Source organism: Nonomuraea sp. NPDC050643 (assembly GCF_040654715.1).
Lineage (GTDB): Bacteria > Actinomycetota > Actinomycetes > Streptosporangiales > Streptosporangiaceae > Nonomuraea.
Genome location: NZ_JBFAIM010000005.1, coordinates 1 through 18,423, shown reverse-complemented (window position 1 = coordinate 18,423; position 18,423 = coordinate 1). Strand labels below are relative to the sequence as shown.

Below are 18,423 nucleotides of genomic sequence, written 5' to 3'. Positions count from 1 at the left end.
GTCATAAGCTGAACTTCAGAGGGGGACGCCCAGTCCCACGTTGATCTTGAGGGGAGAAGATCTTCGTATGCCTCGAGTGCTCGTCGATGCGGCGGCGGTCCCCGCGGACCGCGGTGCTTTGATCAGATACGTGGACGGGCTGGTGGCCGCGCTCCACCGAGCCGGTGCGGACCTCGCCGTGGTCTGCCAGCGGTCCGAGGCGGAGCGATATCGCCGCCTCGCGCCCTCGGCCCGGGTCATCGCCGGGCCCGTCGCCATCACCAACAGGGCCGCCAGGCTCGCCTGGGAGCAGACCGGGCTGCCGCTGCTCGCCCGCCAGGCGGGAGCCGACGTCATCCACGCTCCCTACTACTCCATCCCGCTGAGCTCGGGCCTGCCGACCGTCGTGACGGTGCACGACGCCACCTGGTTCACCGAGTCCGACCAGCAGACGCCGCGGGCGTCGTTCTTCCGCTCGGCCACCCGCACCGCCGTCCGCCACGCGCGGCGGGTGATCGTGCCGTCCAAGGCGACCAGAGACGAGCTCGTCCGCGTGCTCGCCGCCGACCCCACCCGCATCGACGTCGCCTACCACGGCGTCGACCTGGCCCAGTTCCACCCGCCGAGCGAGGAGGAGATCCGCCGGGCCGCCCTGCGCTGCGGTCTGCACGGCCAGCCCTACGTGGCCTTCCTTGGCGCGCTCGACCCCCGCAAGAACGTTCCCAATCTCATCCGCGGCTTCGCCGCCGCCGTGAAGCGGCTCGACAAGCCGCCCGCGCTGGTGCTCGGCGGCGGGGTGCACGAAGACGACGTGGACGCCGCCTGCCGCGAGGTCGAGGCCACGGTCAGAGTGGTGCGGCCGGGCTACCTGCGCGCGCCCGACCTGCCCGGATTCCTGGGCGGCGCGCTCGTGGTGGCCTTCCCCTCGCGCGGCGAGGGGTTCGGGCTGCCGGTGCTGGAGGCCATGGCCTGCGGCGCCCCGGTCCTGACCACCTACCGCACCTCGCTGCCCGAGGTGGGCGGCGACGCCGTCGCCTACACCGAGCCGGACGCCGACAGCATCGCCACGGCGCTGGGTCAGCTGCTGGCCTCCTCAGGGCGCAGGCGGCAGTTGCAGGAGGCCGGGCTGGCCAGAGCACGCGAGTTCACCTGGGACGCCTCCGCGGAGGCGCATCTCAGCTCTTATCAACGCGCGATCGAATAGTTCGGTAATCTCACGGAGTGATGGAGAGCTCTTTGCCAGACCTCGAGGCGATCCTCCTGGTCGGAGGGCAGGGCACGCGCCTGCGTCCGCTGACACTGGGCACGCCCAAGCCGCTGCTGCCGACCGCCGGTGTGCCGTTCCTGGCGCACCAACTGGCTCGGGCGCGATCTTTCGGCGTGCGCCGCATCGTGTTCGCGACCTCGTACAAAGCGGCGATGTTCGAGCCGGCCTTCGGTGACGGGGCGGCGTTCGGGCTCTCGCTCGAATACATAACGGAAGAGACGCCGCTCGGCACCGGCGGGGCGATCCGCAACGCCGCCGAGGCGCTCACGTCCGGCTCCGACGACCCCGTCCTGATCCTGAACGGTGACATCCTCTCCGGCCACGACATCGGCGATCAAGTGCGACAGCATTGCCTGCGGCGTGCCGATGTAACGCTCCATTTGACAGAAGTCGACGATCCCTCCCGGTTCGGATGCGTGCCGACCGACGAGTCCGGGCGCGTGACGGCGTTCCTGGAGAAGACGCCCAACCCGGTGACCAACCGGATCAACGCCGGGTGCTACGTCTTCACCCGCTCGGTGATCGACTCGATCCCGCGAGGCGAGGTCGTGTCGGTGGAGCGGGAGACGTTCCCCGGGCTCATCGAGTCGGGGCGGCTCGTGCTCGGCTACGCCGACCGCACCTACTGGCTCGACGTCGGCACCCCCGCCGCGTTCGTGCGCGGCTCACGCGACCTGGTGCTGGGCCGGCTCGGCTCGCCCGCGCTGCCCGGTCCTGCGGGCGAATACCTGGCGCTCGACGGCGCCCAGGTCTCGCCCGAGGCGAAGGTGTGGGGCGGCACGGCGGTCGGCGCGCGGGCCGTCGTCGAGGCCGGTGCCTCGGTGGTGGGCTCGGTGCTCAGCGACGACTGCGTGGTCGAGGCCGGCGCCTCCGTGACCGACTCCGTGGTCGGCCGGGGCGCGCGGGTCTGCGCCGGCACGGTGGTGCGCGACGCGGTGATCGGCGACGGTGCCATCGTGGGGCCGGGCAACGAACTGCAGAACGGCGTCCGGATCTGGCCGGGCATCGAGCTGCCCGAGCGGGCGCTGCGCTACTCGAGCGACGTCTGATCCCGGTCCGGTCAGGTGTGTGCCCCGGGCCCGGTTCGACCAGGTGCTCGGCGCGGGCAGACTGGACGGGTGAGGGAGCGCAGGTGGGTGCCCGAGGGGCCGCTGGACCTCGGGCTGGCGTTGCAGCCGCACAAACGCGGCGGCGGCGATCCCACCTGGGCTCAGACCGGTGACGGCGCCGTGTGGCGCACGTCCAGGACGCCCGACGGGCCGAGCACGCTCCGGGTGAGCGTCCAGGACGGCTGCGTGCGCGGGCAGGCGTGGGGGCCCGGCGCGGAGTGGACGCTGGAGATGTTGCCGGGGCTGGTGGGGGCTGACGACGATATTTCGGGTTTCAGGGTGCGGCACGAGGTCCTGGCGGAGGCTGTCAGGAAGAACCCCGGGCTGCGGATCGGCAGGACCGGGCGGGTCATGGAGGCCCTCGTCCCTGCTGTGCTGGAGCAGAAGGTCGTCGGGCGGGAGGCATGGCGGGCCTGGCGGTGGCTGCTGCAGCGCTACGGCGAGACCGCGCCCGGACCCGCGCCCGAGGGCATGCGGGTGATGCCCGAGCCCTCGGTGTGGCGGCAGATCCCGACCTGGCACTGGCACCGCGCGGGCGCCGAGGCCGTGCGCGCGAGGACCATCGCCAACGCCGCCTGGCACGCCGACAAGCTGGAGGCCGCCACGACCACGCGCGAGCTCGACCGGCTGCTGCGCGCGCTGCCCGGCATCGGGGTCTGGACGTCGGCGGAGGTGCGCCAGCGCGCGTTCGGTGACCCCGACGCGGTGAGCGTGGGCGACTTCCACCTGGCCAAACTGGTCGGTTACGCGCTGACCGGGGAGAAGACCGACGATCTCGGGATGATGCGGCTGCTGGAGCCGTACGCGGGGCATCGGCACCGGGCCACGGTGCTCGTGTGGCTCACGGGGCTGCGCCCGCCGGCGCGGGGGCCCCGGATGGCGGCGCGCGACTACAGGTCGTTCTGACCCGACCCTGGGTGCGCGTGGCGAACTCAGCCCGACGTACTGTGCTTCCATGAGTTCTGACTCCGCGCTCCGCCGCGCCCTCGCCCGCGCCAGGGACGGCAAGACCCTTGACGTCACCGAGGCGACCGTCCTCCTGCACGCCCGGGACGAGCATCTCGACACGCTACTCGAACACGCTTCCCGCGTTCGCGACGCCGGGCTGAAGGCGGCCGGCCGCGAGGGGGTCATCACCTACAGCAGGAAGGTGTTCATCCCGTTGACCCGGCTCTGCCGGGACCGTTGTGGTTATTGCACTTTCGCCACCGCGCCGCACAAGCTGCCGGCGCCATTCCTGAGCCCCGACGAGGTGCTGGAGATCGCCCGGCAGGGCGCGGCGATGGGGTGCAAGGAGGCGCTGTTCACGCTGGGGGACCGGCCGGAGGACCGCTGGCACCAGGCCAGGGAGTGGCTCGACGCGCACGGCTATGACGACACGTTGTCCTATGTGCGGGCCATGGCGATCAGGGTGCTGGAGGAGACCGGGTTGCTGCCGCACCTCAACCCTGGGGTGCTGAGCTGGCGTGACTTCCAGCGGCTCAAGCCGGTGGCGCCGTCCATGGGGATGATGCTGGAGACGACGTCGCGGCGGCTGTTCGAGGAGAAGGGGCAGGCCCACTACGGCTCGCCCGACAAGGACCCCGCCGTACGGCTGCGCGTGCTGGAGGACGCCGGCCGGACGAACGTGCCGTTCACCACCGGCGTTCTGATCGGCATCGGCGAGACCGTCCAGGACCGCGCCGAGTCGATCTTCGCCATCCGCAAGGTGGCCAGGGAGTACGGCGGCGTCCAGGAGGTGATCGTGCAGAACTTCCGGGCCAAGCCCGACACGGCCATGCGCGGCCTGCCGGACGCCGACCTGCAGGAGCTCGCCGCCACGATCGCGGTCGCCCGCCTCGTGCTCGGCCCCCGCGTACGCCTCCAGGCCCCGCCCAACCTGGTCGACGCCGAGTACGAACTCATGATCCGCGCCGGCATCGACGACTGGGGCGGGGTCTCACCGCTGACCCCCGACCACGTCAACCCCGAACGCCCTTGGCCGCAGATCGACGACCTCGCCGACCGTACGCGGCAGGCCGGGTTCCGGCTCAGGGAACGCCTGACGATCTACCCCGAGTACGTGCTGGCCGGCGAGCCCTGGCTGGACCCCCGCCTGACCGGGCACGTCGCCGCCCTGGCCGATCCGGCCACCGGCCTGGCCCGCGAGGACGCCGTGCTCGAAGGCCGCCCCTGGCAAGAGCCGGACGGCGGGTTCGCCGCGACGGGACGGGTGGACCTGCACGTCGAGGTGGACACCACCGGTCGCGCTCAGGACCGCAGGGACGACTTCGACCACGTCTACGGCGACTGGGACGCCCTGCGCGAACGTCTCGGCACGGTGGCCGCCGCCACCCCGAGCGACGTCCGGCAGGCGCTCAAGCGGGCCGGGGCCGACCCGGCGGGCCTGACCGACGACGAGGCCGTGGCCCTGCTCGGCGCGGAGGGGGAGGCGCTCGACGAGCTGGCCGCCATCGCCGACGACCTCAGGAGACAGGCCGTGGGCGACGACGTCACCTACGTCGTCAACCGGAACATCAACTTCACCAACGTCTGTTACACCGGCTGCCGCTTCTGCGCCTTCGCCCAGCGCAGGACCGACGCCGACGCGTTCACGCTGAGCCTGGACCAGGTGGCCGACCGGGCCGAGGAGGCGTGGGCGGCCGGCGCGACCGAGGTGTGCATGCAGGGCGGCATCCACCCCGACCTGCCCGGGACGGCGTACTTCGACATCGCCAAGGCCGTGAAGGCCAGGACGCCCGGCATGCACGTGCACGCGTTCTCGCCGATGGAGGTCATCAACGGCGCCAGCCGGACGAACCTGTCCGTCCGCGACTGGCTGGAGGCGGCCAAGGAGGCCGGCGTCGACTCGCTGCCCGGCACGGCGGCGGAGATCCTCGACGACGACGTGCGCTGGGTGCTGACCAAGGGCAAGCTGCCCGCCAAGGAGTGGATCGAGGTCATCACGACGGCCCACAAGGTCGGGATCCCGACGACCTCCACCATGATGTACGGCCACGTCGACAACCACCTGCACTGGGTCAAGCACATCAAGCTGATCAGGCGGCTGCAGGAGGAGACCGGCGGCTTCTCGGAGTTCGTGCTGCTGCCGTTCGTGCACACCAGCGCGCCCATCTACCTCGCCGGAGTCGCCCGGCCCGGCCCCACGGCCCAGGAGAACCGGGCCGTGCACGCGCTGGCCCGGATCCTGCTGCACGGCGCGATCAAGAACATCCAGTGCTCGTGGGTCAAGCTGCAGGACGACCTGTGCCGCCAGGTGCTCCAGGGCGGGGTGAACGACCTGGGTGGCACGCTGATGGAGGAGACCATCAGCAGGATGGCCGGCTCCGAGAACGGCTCGTACAAGACCATCACCGAGTTGCGCGCGATGGTCGAGGTCAGCGGCAGGCCGGTCAGGCAGCGCACCACCGAGTACGGCGTCCCGGGCGAGGAGCGGCTGCGGGCCTCCGAGGCCAGCGACGGCGTCTGCCAGAGCGTCAGGCGAGTGCTGCCGATGGCGTAGTTATAACATGTTCTAACAAGGCTTGCGCCCGCTATGGGAGACGCTGGAAGAATCATCACTCCCCCTGGAGGAAGGTTCACCGTGCGCTTGGGTCGGCACCGTGCCGCGCTGCCCCCGGAGCAGCGGCGCAAGAAGGCGCTGCGGCGCGGCATGCTGGCGGGGCTGACGGCCGTGGCCATCGTCGCGGCCGGGCTCGTCGTGCTCTTCGGCGGCGGTGGCGTGCTGTGCACCACGCGAGAGCCTGTTCTGGTCAACGTGGCCGCCGCGGTCGACGTGGCCCCGGCGGTCATGGAGGCCGCCGACCGGTTCAACGAGACGAAGACGGCGGCCGGCGGCCGGTGCGTGCTCGTCCAGGTGACCGAGCAGCCGCCGGCCACGGTCTTACGCACGCTGATCGGCGACCGGGCGGGCGTGCTGCGCGAGCGGCCCGACGGCTGGATCGCCGACTCGTCGGCCTGGATCCGGCTGGCCCGCCAGCAGGGCGCGAGCGCGCTGCCCGCGGGGGAGAGCGTGGTGGCCACGTCGCCGCTGGTGTTCGCCACCCGGTCGTCGCTGGCCCAGCGCTTCTCCGTGGGCAAGACCGAGATGAACTGGCGGATGGTCTTCCCCTCGACCGTGCGCGGGCGGCTGACGCCCACCGCCGACGAGCCCGACGTCGTACGCGTGCCGGACCCGTCCTTGGCCGGAGCCGGCATCGCGACCGTGGCCGCCGCCCGCGACGTCGTCGGCACCGGGCCCGACGCCGACAAGGCGCTGACCGCGTTCGTACGGTGGGCGCAGGCCGGCTCGGCGCCCGACTACCGCAGCATGCTGGCCGCGGTGGACGACCGTACGTTCTGGCAGCGCCCGGTCGTCATCGTCCCCGAGCAGTCGGTGTGGAACCACAACCTGCGCCCCTCCGCGGACCCGGTCGTGTCGCTGCATCCGCGCGAGGGCACGATCAACCTCGACTACCCCTACGTCGTCACCGCCACCGATCCCGCGGTCGCCGAGGCGTCCACCGTGTTCGCGAGCTGGCTGAGAGGCGCGCAGGCCCAGGAGATCGTGCGGCGGGCCGGGTTCAGGTCCGGCGACGGCGGCCAGGGCCCGATCTCGCCCGGCCCGCAGATCCCGTCCGAGACGCCCAAGACCAGGTCGTCGGTCTCGCCGCAGGACATCGACGAGGCCCTGCGCGCCTGGAGCCGGCTGGCCCCGCCGACCAACATCCTCGTCCTGGCCGACACCTCCAAGCACATGGCCGACCGGATGAACGGCACCACCAGGGTCAGCGTGGCGCTCGACGCGGCCAAGATCGGGCTCCAGCTCTTCCCCGACTCCACGCACATGGGCCTGTGGGAGTTCGCCGACAAGGTGGGCCGCATCAAGGGCTACCAGCAGCGCGTCGGCCTCGGCCCGATCACCGAGCCGGAGACCGGGCAGATCATCCGCAGGAGCCGCCTCGACGAGCTGACCAGCACGATCGCCGCCCACCCCAAGCTGGACAGCTCGCTCTACGACGCCATTCTCAGCGGCTTTCGCGAGGTCTCGGACGAATACCGCGAGGAGATGAACAACGCGCTCCTCGTGATCACGGCCGGCCGCGACGACGGCAAGGGCACGAACCTGCCGCAACTGCTGGACAGGCTGCGGCGTGAGTGGAACCCCGACCGCCCGGTCCAGATCATCGTGATCGCGTTCGGCAAGGGCGTCGACCGGGCGAGCCTGTCGCAGATCACGGCCGCGACCAACGGCTCGCTGCACGAGGCCCAGGAGCCGGGCGAGATCATCGACGTCTTCCTCTCCGCCCTGGCCCGCAGGCTCTGCCACCCGACCTGCAAGCCGACGGCCTGACGCGCCCAGCGAAGAAGGGGGCGCCAGGAAGCGCCCCCTTCGGTTCTCATCCGAGCTGTCTCACACGCGTTGCCACAGCGCCGGTACGTTGGGCGGCTCCCACCCGGCGAGGGCGGTGTGCGCCTGGAGGCAGCGGTACGTGCCGCCGTTGTATGTCACCGTGTTGCCGACCGCGTACGCCGTGCCGGCCCGCCACGTGCCCGAAGGCGTGGTCGGAGGCACGGTCGGCGTCGGGGTGGGGGTCGGCGTGACCGTCGGAGTGGGCGTGGGGGTCGGGTTGCCGCCGCCTCCGCCGCCGATCTGCAGGTCGATGCACGAGTAGAAGGCGTTGGCGGTGTCGGAGATGTTCCAGACGGCCAGCACCTTCTGCCGGCCCGAGAAGCCCGACAGGTTGACCGTGTGCGAGACCGTCGGCGGCGGCTGCTGGTTGTTGCCGCCGAACGAGCCCACCTTGGTGTTGCCGATGAAGTACTCGAAGTTCGAGGTGGCGTGCCTGGCGGTGAACGTCCAGTTGAAGGTCACGGTGGTGCCCACCGAGGCCCGGGGCCAGGGCTTGCTCTCGTCGCTGAGCTGCGCGAACTGTCCCAGGTTGGCGTGGCAGCTCCGCAGGCCCTTGGGCCCTTCGACGCTCTGCGGCTCGTAGATGATGTTGCCGCAGTTGGCCACCCTGCCCTGGGCGCAGTTGGCCTGGCGGCTCGGGGGCGAGTTGACGTACCCGTGAGCGAACGCCGGCGCGGTGTTGAAGACCGTGGTGGCGACCGCTATCACCACCACGGTGACTAACGTGAGCATCCTTCGCATGGAGTTGCTCCTTTACATGGGGGGATGCTTCGAATGTAAAGGAAACTTTCCTAACGGTAAACGCCCGATTGACCGCCGGTTAGCACGGAGTCAACGCGTCAGGATGAAATCCTCCGGCGTGCGCGGCGCCCGGTCGCGCGGCGGCGCGGCGGCGTGCCCGACGGCCACGCAGCCCATCGGATCCCACGATTCGGGCAAATCCAGCACCTCGCGGACGATCGGGCGGCAGAACATCGTGGAGGACACCCACGCCGAACCGAGCCCTTCGACGGCGAGCTGGATCAGGAAGTTCTCCACCCCGGCGCCGGTCGCCACGATGAACATCTCCCGCTCCGAGGCGTTGCGCCGGTCGTCCCTGTAGGTGTGCGAGCCCTCCATGACCAGGCACGGCACGACCAGATAGGGCGCCTCGCGCAGCACGTCGCCGCGCTTGACCCGCTTGGCGATCGACTGCTCGCCGAAGCCGTCGCCGCGCAGGTCGTCGATCCACGCCTCGCGCATGGCGTCGAGCAGCTTCGTCCGGGTCTCCGGCGACTCCAGCAGCACGAACCGCCACGGCGTCGTGTGGTGCGGCGCGGGCGCCGCGATGCCCGCCGCGACCGCCCGGCGGACGGCCTCGGGATCGACGGGCCGGTCGGCGAACTCCCTGATCGTCCGGCGGGCGAACACCACGTCGCGCGACCCGTAGCGGAACAGGTCTTCGTCGGCCGGCCGCACCAGCGGCGTGACCCCGGGCCCGTCGTCCTCGGTGACCAGGTGGGACAGCCCGCGCACGATCGCCACGGGCACGCCGTCGAGCTTGCCCTTGACCAGCTCGGCCGCGCCCGCGATCTCGTCGGCCAGCGCCGTGACCGTGGCGCTGAGCGGGTTGCCGTAGGTGTCGGACGTGCCGCGGAAGTCGTCGAGCGGGCGCACCCCGGCCGCGCCGATGGCCACGTCGGTGAGCCCGTTGCGCCACGGCCGCCCGAACGTGTCGGACACGATCACCCCCACGCGCCCGCCCAGCCCCGCCCTGATGCGCCGGGCCGAGGCGTCGGGGTCTTCGGGCAGGAGCAGCACGGTGCCGGGGTCGGTGTTGGAGGCGTCGACGCCGGCGGCGGCCATGACGAAGCCGTGGCGGGTCTGGGAGATGACCGTGTCGCCACGCCGGGCGACCACGCGCTCGGTCTCGTCCATGATCGCCTGGGTGCGGTCGGGGGCCTGACGCACCCGGCCCTCGGCCTTGCTCACGATCTTCGAGGTGACGACCACGATGTCACCGTCACGCAGCCCAACGCCGGCCGCTGCGTCAGCCTCCGCGCCGGTGCCCGTGGCGGCCGCTGTCAGCAGTGCCGCCACGTCGTCGCCCGGCCGCACCTCGCCGATGCCGGTCACGGCGAGCACTTCGATCCGCTGAGGGGTGGCAGGGGCGTGGGCCCCGGGACGTGGGGCGGTCATCGGGCGAGCTCCTGGGCCAGGTCGAGGGTGGTGCGGGCGATGTCGGCCGCGGCGTCGGCGTCGTGCATGAGGATCGGGCGGGCGAGCACGCGCACGCCGTCGAGGGCGACCCCATCGTCCTCCTCGGCGACCAGCCAGCCGTCGATCAGGTCGGCGCCGTAGAGCTCCAGGACGGCCTGGGCGGTCGTCTCCACCCCGATGGCCGTCAGGCAGGCGTCGGCCATGCCCCTGACCGGCGCCCCGCCGATGATCGGTGAGACGCCGACCACGGTCTTGGGGAGCAGGGCGTCGCGGATGCCCGGCACCTGAAGGATCGTGCCGATGCTCACGACCGGGTTGGACGGCGGCAGGATCACCAGGTCGGCCTGCTCGATCGCCTCCAGCACGCCGGGGGCGGGCTTGGCGGTGTCGGCCCCCACCAGCGCGAACGACTGGGCCGGGACGGAGGCGCGCAGCCGCACCCACCACTCCTGGAAGTGGATCGCGCGCTTGCCCTGCTCGTCCTCGATCACGACGTGGGTCTCGCAGCGGTCGTCGGTCATCGGCAGCAGCCGCACGCCCGGCTGCCAGCGCGTGCACAGGGCGTGCGTGATCTGCGAGAGCGGGTAGCCGGCCTCGAGCATCTGCGAGCGGACGATGTGGGTGGCGAAGTCGCGATCGCCGAGCCCGAACCACTGCGGCTCCACGCCGTACGCGGCCAGCTCCTCCTTGACGACGTGGGACTCCTTGGCCCGGCCCCAGCCCTGCTCCTCGTCGATGCCGTTGCCCAGGGTGTACATCACCGTGTCGAGGTCGGGGCAGACCCGGAGCCCGAACAGGGTGATGTCGTCGCCCGTGTTGCCGATGACGGTGATGGAGGCGTCTGGTGCGGTGGCGCGGAGTCCGCGCAGGAAGCGGGCGCCGCCGATGCCGCCGGCGAGTGACACGATGTGCATGCGGCCCAGTCTTTCACCGGGCTCCGACAACGCCGTCTTGGGAGTGGTTTTCTCCTATTTAGTAGGGAGAACTTCCAGGTATGAGGTGTTTTGATATGCAAGAGGTTCCTGGGACTCCCGCCGGGCGAGACGGTGATGTGGCAAACTCCCTTCGGGCTAAAGGGTCCGATGGGGGTAGTTGTGAGCAAATTTGACGTTGCCCGGCTGAGAGAGCCGGCCGCCTGGATCATGCTCGTCACCGGATTGCTGACCGTGGTGCTGGCGATCGGCCGCATCCTGATCGCCACGTCCAGTTTGTCCTTCATGGAACGCGCGGCGTCTCATTTCTCGGATTTGACGAACCCGGTCGTGACGGCGTTGCTGCTGGGCGCGGTGCTGCTCGTCACCAAGGTGGGGGAGCCGTCGCCCAAGGCCAAGCCGATCATGTTCGGGGCGGTGGCCGGGCTGGGCCTGGCCGCGGTCTTCGGTCTGCTGTCGCTGCTGCTCGGCCTCTTCGCCGGCGCCGGGGTGCGCGACACGATCGAGCTCCTGCTCCTTGGCGTGCCCACGCTGGCGCTGACCGCCATCGCCCTGATCTACCTCCTTCCGCAGATCCTGCCCGAGCGCCCGGCCGCGCAGGTCTACCACGGCCAGTTCGGCCAGCAGAACGGCGGGTTCTTCGACGGGCCGCCCCAGCAGTACGGCCAGCCCGACCAGTCGCAGGCGGGGCCCGGCCCCCAGCCCGCCTACGGCCAGTCCCCCTACGGCGCCGGTCCGGCGGGCCAGCAGGGTCCGGCGGGCCCGCAGCCCGGCTACGGCCAGGACCAGCCCGCCGCCTACGGCCAGCAGCCCATGTCGGGCCAGCAGCCGGGCTATGGCCAGCAGCCCCCGTCCGGTCAGCAACCGCAGCCCGGCTTCGGCCCCCAGGACCAGGCCGCCGCCCCTTACGGCCAGCAGCCGCCCTCGGGCCAGCAGGACCAGCCCGGCTACGGCGCTCAGGATCAGCCCGGCTACGGTCAGCAGGATCAGTCCGGGTTCGGGTCCCAGGACCAGTCCGGGTTCGGGCCGCAGGGCCAGCAGCCCGGGTACGGTCAGCAGCCGCCGTCCGGTCAGCAGCCGGGATACGGTCAGCAGCCGCCCTCCGGCCAGCAGCTCCCGCCCATGTCCGGCCAGCCGCCCATGTCCGGGCAGCCCGGTTACGGCCAGCAGCCGCCCTCGGGTCAGCAGCCGGACTACGGCCGGCAGCCGCCGTCGGGGCAGCAGGATTACGGGCAGCAGTCTGGTTACGGGCAGTCGTCCGGCTACGGGCAGCAGCCTCCGACGGGTCAGCAGCCCGGCTTCGGGGGTCAGGATCAGCCCGGGTTCGGCGGGCAGGACCAGCCCGCGTACGGCCAGCAGGACCAGTCCGGGTTCGGGTCGCAGGATCAGCAGCCGGGTGCCTTCGGGCAGCCGTCGGGTCAGCAGCCCGGTTATGGCCAGCAGCCGCCGAGCTTCGGCGGGCAGCCCGAGCCGCAGGCGGCCGCCTACGCGCCGCCGCCCCAGCCGATCAGGGGTGCGCTCCCCGCCGCCCCCTCGGACCAGCAGCAGCCCGAGCCGGCCTTCCCGCCGCAGGGCTTCGGCCAGGACTCCGGCTTCGGCTCGTCGGCCTACGCCCCCGCCGACACGGCCCCCTCGGTCCCGGAATACTCCACCCCGCCCGCCGGCGAGTACACCCCCGCCCCCTACGTCCCGGCGGACAGCCAGCCGAACCTGTACAACCAGCCGAGCCCCAACCCGTACGCGCCGGCCGACCAGCCCAACCCGTACGCGCCCCCGGCCGACACCGCGCCCAACGCCTTCGCCGCCCCGTTCGCCGCCCCGGTGGACCCGTCGTACCCGTCGGGTGACACCACGCCGAGCGTCCAGTACCCGCAGGCCGACCAGCCCTCCTACGGTCAGCAGCAGCCGTCGTTCTTCGGCCAGAGCGCGCCCGAGCAGCAGCAGGCCGGTCAGCAGCAGGGTGGCCAGCCGTTCTCGGGGTACTCGGGCCACGAGTACGCCACCCCGTCCGCGTACCAGGAGCCCGACCCGCCCGTGGACCCGCGCTCCCAGCAGCTCATGGACGCCTATCAGCAGGCGGAGACGTACCAGCACTCCAATGGCGGTCAGCAGCCCGACCTCCGGCTGCCCGACTACTCCGGTCAGCCCGGCCGGCCGTTCGACCCGTTCGGCCACCCGCAGCAGCAGCAGGCCCCTCAGCACAGCGGCGGTTACGAGCCCCAGCAGGGCCAGTACCAGCCCACCCACCAGGCTTCGACGGGCTGGCAGGATGCGCAGGGCGAGTCGACGATGCGGCTCGACCCCTCCGCCATCCAGGGAGGATCGGGCTTCGGCGGCGAGCAGCGCCGTCCCGGAGACGACCCGATCGACCCAACCGCCATATACACCCCCAACGAGCCACGCAGGTAACGGACCGGCAATGAACGGCTAGAGAGAAGGTGGGCCACGGGCGGGCGTCAACACCGCCCTGGTACGGTTCCGACCGCTGACAGCGTTGAACAACCCAGGTCGGCGCCATGTGCACAGGGCGCCGGCGTGGTGCGAACATCACATGCCGAGCACACCGGGGCGAGATCTGGTCTTTCCCCGGATACCCGCATGCCGCTTGACGCCACGTACGGCACACGCGTGTAATTACAACCATGTTGTTACGCCTTCCAGTGGGTGGGTAGTAAGGAAGGCGTCCATGGGGGGCTCCATTGCGGGCGGGCGGCAGGGAGGTGTGCAGTGACCGATCCGGTCATCGCACAGGATCAGCTTGACGCTGAAGAACTCGGCTGGCAGGAGCGCGCGTTGTGCGCGCAGACGGATCCAGAGGCGTTCTTCCCGGAGAAGGGCGGCTCCACCCGAGAGGCCAAGAAGGTCTGCCGATCGTGCGAAGTCCGTGCCGAGTGCCTCGAATACGCACTCGAGCACGATGAGCGGTTCGGCATCTGGGGTGGACTGTCCGAGCGGGAGCGCAGACGGATCAAGCGCCAAGCCGTTTAGACCGACGAGGACCCTGCTGGGTGACCGAGCCGCCGTGGCCTAGGCCATGGGCGGCGGTCTGACCAGTGGGTTTCTTGTTCGTATAAGGGGCGGGAGGGTCACACGGGAAGCCGTGTGACCCTTTTCGCATCTCCTGATCGGCTTTCGCAGTATGGTGGGCGCGCCTGATCATCCCCCCAGGAGTCACCATTCATGGCACGCCCCTACGTCACCGTGATCGTCGTCGCCCACGACGGCGCGCGCTGGCTCGGGGAGACGCTGAACGCGCTGGTCAGCCAGAGCCGCCGGCCCGACCGCGTGGCGGGTGTCGACAACGGCAGCAGGGACGGCTCGGCCGACCTGCTCGTCCAGACGCTCGGCCCCGGCAACGTGATCTCCCTGCCGCGCTCCACCGGGTTCGGCGAGTCGGTCGCCGAGGTGCTGGACCGGATGCCGTCCGCCGGGCGTGACGAATGGATCTGGCTGCTCCACGACGACTGCACCCCCGACAGGCGCGCGCTGGAGGCGCTGCTCCACGCGGCCGAGCAGGATCCGAAGGCCGCCGTGCTCGGCCCCAAGCTGCGCGACTGGCTCGACCGTCGGCGGCTGCTCGAGATCGGCGTGACCGTGGGCCGCACCGGGCGCAGGGACACGGGGCTGGAGCCGCGCGAGTTCGACCAGGGGCAGCACGACGGGACGCGGGACGTGTTGTCGGTGTCCACGGCCGGGATGCTGATCCGGCGGGAGGTGTGGGAGGAGACCGGCGGCCTCGACCCGTTCTTCCCGCTGTTCCGCGACGATCTCGACCTGTGCTGGCGGGTGCGCAACGCCGGTCACAAGGTCCTGAACGTGACCTCCGCCGTGGCCTGGCACGCCGAGGCGGCGGCCCGCAGGCGGCGGCGCATCACGGTCAGCGGTGACCATCCGCGCCGCCTGGACCGGCGTAACGCGATCTTCGTGGTGATGGCCAACCTGCCGCTTTCCGCGATGCTCTGGGCGCTGCTGCGGAACGTGCTCGGCTCGGCCTTCCGCACGCTGCTGTTCATCGTGAGCAAGCAGCCGGCGAACGCGCTGGACGAGATGGTGGCCATGGGCTCGATCCTGGTGCACCCGTTCCGGCTGCGACGGGCGCGTCGCGCCCGTCGCCACGGCCGCAAGAGGGGATATATCCGCATAAAGCGGTTGATGACCCATCGCGGCGCGGCCTACCGGCGGCTCACCGACATGATCCAGAGCTTCCTCGCCGGCGAGGCCCCGGTCGACTCCTCCGGCCGGCACCACCACCAGGCGGCCCCGGACGAGGAGCAGGAGTACGCCCCGCCGCCCGACACGGGCGCGGTCAAGCGCTTCCTCGCCCGCCCCGGGGTCATTCTCATGATCGCGCTGACCCTCGTGTCGCTCGTGGCCGAGCGGTCGCTGCTGGGCGGCGAGCGGCTCGGCGGGGGCGCACTGATCCCGGTGACGGGCGGCGCGGGCGACCTGTGGGCCTTCTACACCGAGGGCTTCCACGACGTGGGGCTGGGCTCCACCGCCTGGGCGCCGCCGTACGTGGCCGTGCTCGCCGCCCTGTCCACGCTGGCGTTCGGCGAGACGTGGGTGGCGGTGTCGGTGCTGCTGCTGGGGTCGGTGCCGCTGGCGGGCGCGACGGCGTACCTGGCCACGCGGCACGTCATCCCGGCGGTGCCGGCGCGGGCGTGGGCGGCGGGCACGTACGCGCTGCTGCCCGTCGCGACCGGCGCCATCGCGGCGGGCCGGTTGGGCACGGCGGTGGTGTTCGTGCTGGTCCCGGTGTACGCCTCCCTCACCGCCACGCTCCTGTCCGCCGAACCCCGCCGTGCCCGCCGCGCCGCCTGGGCGCTGGGCCTGCTCCTGGCGGTCGGTACGTCGTTCGTCCCCCTCGTCTATCCCCTGTTCGCGATCCTGGGCGTCCTGGGCGCGGTCGCCTTCGGCGGCGGCGGCGCCCGCGTCCTTCGGAGCAGACGGCTCGCGCGGCGGCGCGGCGGCTCCCGGGGCGGCGTCGTGACGTCCATGGCCATCGCGCTCGCGGTGCCGCTGGTGCTCCTGCTGCCCTGGCTGGCGGGCCTGATCACCACGAACCCCGGCAGACTCCTCCTCGAAGCCGGCCTGCACGACCCCGCCCTGGTGGACCCCACCCTCGCCCCGGAGTCGCTGCTGACCCTCAGCCCCGGGGGTCCCGGCCTGCCGCCGTTCTGGGTGACCGCCGGGCTGGTGGCGGCGGCGCTGGCCGCGCTGCTCATGCGCCGGCAGCGCATGATCGTCGCCATGGGCTGGGGAGTCGCGCTCTACGGGATCCTGGCGGCCATCCTGGTCAGCCGCGTCACCGTCGAAGGGGCCCGGGTGTGGCCCGGCGTGCCGCTGGCCTTCGCCGGGACCGGCCTGGTGGTGCTCGTGGGCCTGTCCGCCCACCGGCTGTCGGAGTTACGGGCCGGCGGCGGGTTACGGCGGCTCGTCGCGACGGCGGTGGTGGCGGTGGCGTTCAGCACGCCGCTGCTGGCGGCCGGGTACTGGGTGGCCGGCGGAGTGAGCGGCCCTCTCGTGGCCGACGCCCCCGACGTTCTTCCGGCGCTGGCTGCCTCCCGCACCACGAACGGCGAGCGAACACTGGTGATCAAGGGGTCGGAGTTCACGATCCTGCACGGCCGGGCCCCGCTGCTGGGCGAGCCGGAACTCCCCGCCTCTCCCGCCGACGGCCGTACCCGGATCGCCACCGCCGCGCAGGGCCTGGTCGGCGGGCGCGGCGGGGACGCGGCCACCCTCGCCCAGCAGGGCATCGCGATGATCGCCGTGGCGCCGCCTGTCTCGCCCCAGCTCGCCAGGACACTCGACTCGCAGCCCTCGCTCCAGCGGCTGAGCCTCTCAGAGGCGGGCGGTCTGTGGGGCCTGGCCGAACCGGTCACCCGCGTACCCGCCCAGCCGGTGAGCGTCCTGCACACGCCGTGGCTCTGGGCCCAGGGCGCGCTGGTCCTGCTGGTGGCGCTCCTGGCCGCGCCGGGACGGCGCTCGCCCGAGGTCGTCGAGGCGCCCGCCGTCGCCCTGGCGGGTGCGTGACACCGTGAAGACGTTCGTGGAGAACCGGTTCGGACTGCTCGTCCTGGTGATCGTGTCCTTGTCGGCCATGTACGGACTCGCGTACCTCACCAGGCCCGCCCCCCTCCCGCCGCCTCCGCAGGGCCCCCGCAAGGTGGCGGTCGAAACGGTCACCGCGGTCTGTCCAGGGACGAAGGGGGAGCAGGTCAGCGTGTACCTGCCCGGCTCCCTCAACGGCGAGTCCATGGAGGACGGGAAGCCGTACGTGACCAACGGCCCCGCCGGCCTGGAGGCGGGCTACCTCACCCGCGCCACCAAGGGCGCCGCCCGGGGCCTGGCCGGGGTCCGCTGCACCGAGCCCGCCGCCACGACCTGGATGCTGGGCCCGGGGCCGGCCAACGCCGACGTACGCCTGCACCTCACGAACGCGGACAAGGCGCCGGCGCTGGTGGACGTACAGGTGTACGCGGCAGAGGGCCCGATCTCCGGCGACAAGGGCGTCGGCCTGGAGATCGCCCCCGGGGAGCACCGGGAGATCGACCTCACGACCCTCGCCCCCTCGGCCGACGTGATGGCGGTGAGCGTCACCACGATCTTCGGCCGCGTCGCCGTGGCCGCCGGCTCGGCCCCGGAGACCGGAGGCGTCGACTGGCTCCCGCCCGCCGCGCCGCCCGCCACCCGCGTGGTCGTGCCCGGCGTACCCGGGGGCGGTGGCCGCCGCGAGCTCCTGGTGGCGGCGCCGGGGGAGACGGACGCGGTGGTGACGCTGAAGGCGGTGAGCAAGGACGCCGAGTACGCGATGAAGGGCCGGGAGTCGGTGGACGTACCGGCGGGCGCCGTGGTGTCCGTGGACGTCACCACGGGCGTGGCCGGCTCCTCCGCGGCCCTGGTCCTCACCTCACCCACCCCGATCGTGGCCGCCGTGGCCATCACGGGTACGGGTCCTCGATCGGACGTGGCGTACACGGCGGGCACCCCGAGCCTGAGCCTGGGCAGCGCGGTCGCCGGCAACGGCCCCGGCTCCCACCTCGTCCTGACGGCACTCGGGGGACCGGGCAAGGTGCAGGTGCAGGTGGTGCCGGGGAAGGGGACGGCGGAGCAGCCGTTCGAGGTCGAGGTGCCGGCGGGCCGGACGAGAGACGTGAAGCTGAAGGCGAAGGGCGAGTTCGCGGTGGTGGTCACGCCGGTGTCGGGGGAGGTGTACGGCGGCAGGGTGATAGAGGAACGCCTCAAATCCGGCACCCTGCTCACCACCCAGCCCTTGGCCCCGGCCCGAATGTGGACAATGCTCCCACCCCTCACCAACACAGAACGAGTCGTCCTCCCTTAACGACCCCAAGGGCCGAGGGACCCCGTGGGGTCGGGGGGAAACCGCATGGTCCTCGCCATGAGGGCGCGCTACGCGCGATGGAAGCTCGGGCCGCGTCCTGTGGGGGCAAGCCCCCACACCCCGTGGGGGGGGGGGGGGGGGGGGCCGCCCCCCCCCCCGCCCCCCCCCCCCCCCCACGCGGGCCGGCGAGACGCCAGGCG

The 18,423-nt window shown here is 72.0% G+C and carries 12 protein-coding genes; 9 read left to right on the top strand and 3 right to left on the bottom strand.

Features of this window, described 5'->3' with window-relative positions; translation table 11 throughout:
- Window positions 1–67: 67 nt before the first annotated feature.
- The 5 genes from AB0I15_RS07865 (at window position 68) to AB0I15_RS07845 (ending at window position 7,687) form a co-directional block, all read left to right on the top strand.
- Window positions 68–1,183 carry a glycosyltransferase family 1 protein gene (locus AB0I15_RS07865; protein WP_358091620.1) on the top strand — a complete coding sequence of 372 codons (1,116 nt, stop codon included), beginning with the start codon at window positions 68–70 and terminating at the stop codon, window positions 1,181–1,183.
- 20 nt (window positions 1,184–1,203) lie between these two features.
- A complete protein-coding gene (locus AB0I15_RS07860) occupies window positions 1,204–2,295 on the top strand; it encodes an NDP-sugar synthase (RefSeq protein WP_358091618.1) in 1,092 nt (363 codons plus the stop codon).
- Between the two features lie 69 nt (window positions 2,296–2,364).
- Window positions 2,365–3,261, top strand: a complete 897-nt coding sequence (locus tag AB0I15_RS07855; RefSeq protein ID WP_358091616.1) for a DNA-3-methyladenine glycosylase 2 family protein — start codon at window positions 2,365–2,367, stop codon at window positions 3,259–3,261.
- 49 nt (window positions 3,262–3,310) lie between these two features.
- Window positions 3,311–5,857, top strand: coding sequence for a bifunctional FO biosynthesis protein CofGH (locus tag AB0I15_RS07850; protein ID WP_358091614.1), 2,547 nt, complete (start codon window positions 3,311–3,313; stop codon window positions 5,855–5,857).
- 81 nt (window positions 5,858–5,938) lie between these two features.
- Entirely contained in the window at window positions 5,939–7,687 is a 1,749-nt protein-coding gene (locus AB0I15_RS07845) for a substrate-binding and VWA domain-containing protein (protein ID WP_358091612.1), read from the top strand.
- 60 nt (window positions 7,688–7,747) lie between these two features.
- On the opposite strand, the gene AB0I15_RS07840 is transcribed toward AB0I15_RS07845, so the two are convergent.
- The 3 genes from AB0I15_RS07840 to cofD form a co-directional block, all read right to left on the bottom strand.
- Complete coding sequence (locus AB0I15_RS07840; RefSeq protein WP_358091610.1) at window positions 7,748–8,488, bottom strand: lytic polysaccharide monooxygenase; 741 nt, start codon at window positions 8,486–8,488, stop codon at window positions 7,748–7,750.
- A gap of 90 nt (window positions 8,489–8,578) precedes the next feature.
- Window positions 8,579–9,925: a coenzyme F420-0:L-glutamate ligase gene (locus tag AB0I15_RS07835; protein ID WP_358091608.1), complete on the bottom strand. Its 1,347-nt coding sequence runs from the start codon at window positions 9,923–9,925 to the stop codon at window positions 8,579–8,581.
- The gene (gene cofD, locus AB0I15_RS07830; RefSeq protein WP_358091606.1) at window positions 9,922–10,860 is read right to left on the bottom strand and encodes a 2-phospho-L-lactate transferase; all 939 of its coding nucleotides are present in this window, start codon (window positions 10,858–10,860) and stop codon (window positions 9,922–9,924) included. Before cofD ends, AB0I15_RS07835 begins: the two co-directional genes overlap by 4 nt.
- Window positions 10,861–11,040: 180 nt before the next feature.
- Here cofD and AB0I15_RS07825 point away from each other — a divergent pair, with 180 nt between their 5' ends.
- The 4 genes from AB0I15_RS07825 to AB0I15_RS07810 all read left to right on the top strand — a co-directional run bounded on the left by AB0I15_RS07825 (window position 11,041) and on the right by AB0I15_RS07810 (window position 18,223).
- A complete protein-coding gene (locus AB0I15_RS07825) occupies window positions 11,041–13,287 on the top strand; it encodes a hypothetical protein (RefSeq protein WP_358091604.1) in 2,247 nt (748 codons plus the stop codon).
- 318 nt (window positions 13,288–13,605) lie between these two features.
- Window positions 13,606–13,866, top strand: a complete 261-nt coding sequence (locus AB0I15_RS07820; protein WP_020546325.1) for a WhiB family transcriptional regulator — start codon at window positions 13,606–13,608, stop codon at window positions 13,864–13,866.
- A 192-nt stretch (window positions 13,867–14,058) separates the two neighbouring features.
- Window positions 14,059–16,914 carry a glycosyltransferase family 2 protein gene (locus AB0I15_RS07815; RefSeq protein ID WP_358091602.1) on the top strand — a complete coding sequence of 952 codons (2,856 nt, stop codon included), beginning with the start codon at window positions 14,059–14,061 and terminating at the stop codon, window positions 16,912–16,914.
- Window positions 16,907–18,223: a DUF5719 family protein gene (locus tag AB0I15_RS07810; RefSeq protein WP_358091600.1), complete on the top strand. Its 1,317-nt coding sequence runs from the start codon at window positions 16,907–16,909 to the stop codon at window positions 18,221–18,223. Before AB0I15_RS07815 ends, AB0I15_RS07810 begins: the two co-directional genes overlap by 8 nt.
- Window positions 18,224–18,423: the final 200 nt, after the last annotated feature.

Bases quoted from the DNA above. Each gene is read 5' to 3' on its own strand.
- AB0I15_RS07835 (WP_358091608.1), bottom strand. From the start codon at position 9,925: ATGACCGCCCCACGTCCCGGGGCCCACGCCCCTGCCACCCCTCAGCGG.
- AB0I15_RS07840 (WP_358091610.1), bottom strand. From the start codon at position 8,488: ATGCGAAGGATGCTCACGTTAGTCACCGTGGTGGTGATAGCGGTCGCC.
- cofD (WP_358091606.1), bottom strand. From the start codon at position 10,860: ATGCACATCGTGTCACTCGCCGGCGGCATCGGCGGCGCCCGCTTCCTG.
- AB0I15_RS07860 (WP_358091618.1), top strand. From the start codon at position 1,204: ATGGAGAGCTCTTTGCCAGACCTCGAGGCGATCCTCCTGGTCGGAGGG.
- AB0I15_RS07865 (WP_358091620.1), top strand. From the start codon at position 68: ATGCCTCGAGTGCTCGTCGATGCGGCGGCGGTCCCCGCGGACCGCGGT.
- AB0I15_RS07850 (WP_358091614.1), top strand. From the start codon at position 3,311: ATGAGTTCTGACTCCGCGCTCCGCCGCGCCCTCGCCCGCGCCAGGGAC.
- AB0I15_RS07815 (WP_358091602.1), top strand. From the start codon at position 14,059: ATGGCACGCCCCTACGTCACCGTGATCGTCGTCGCCCACGACGGCGCG.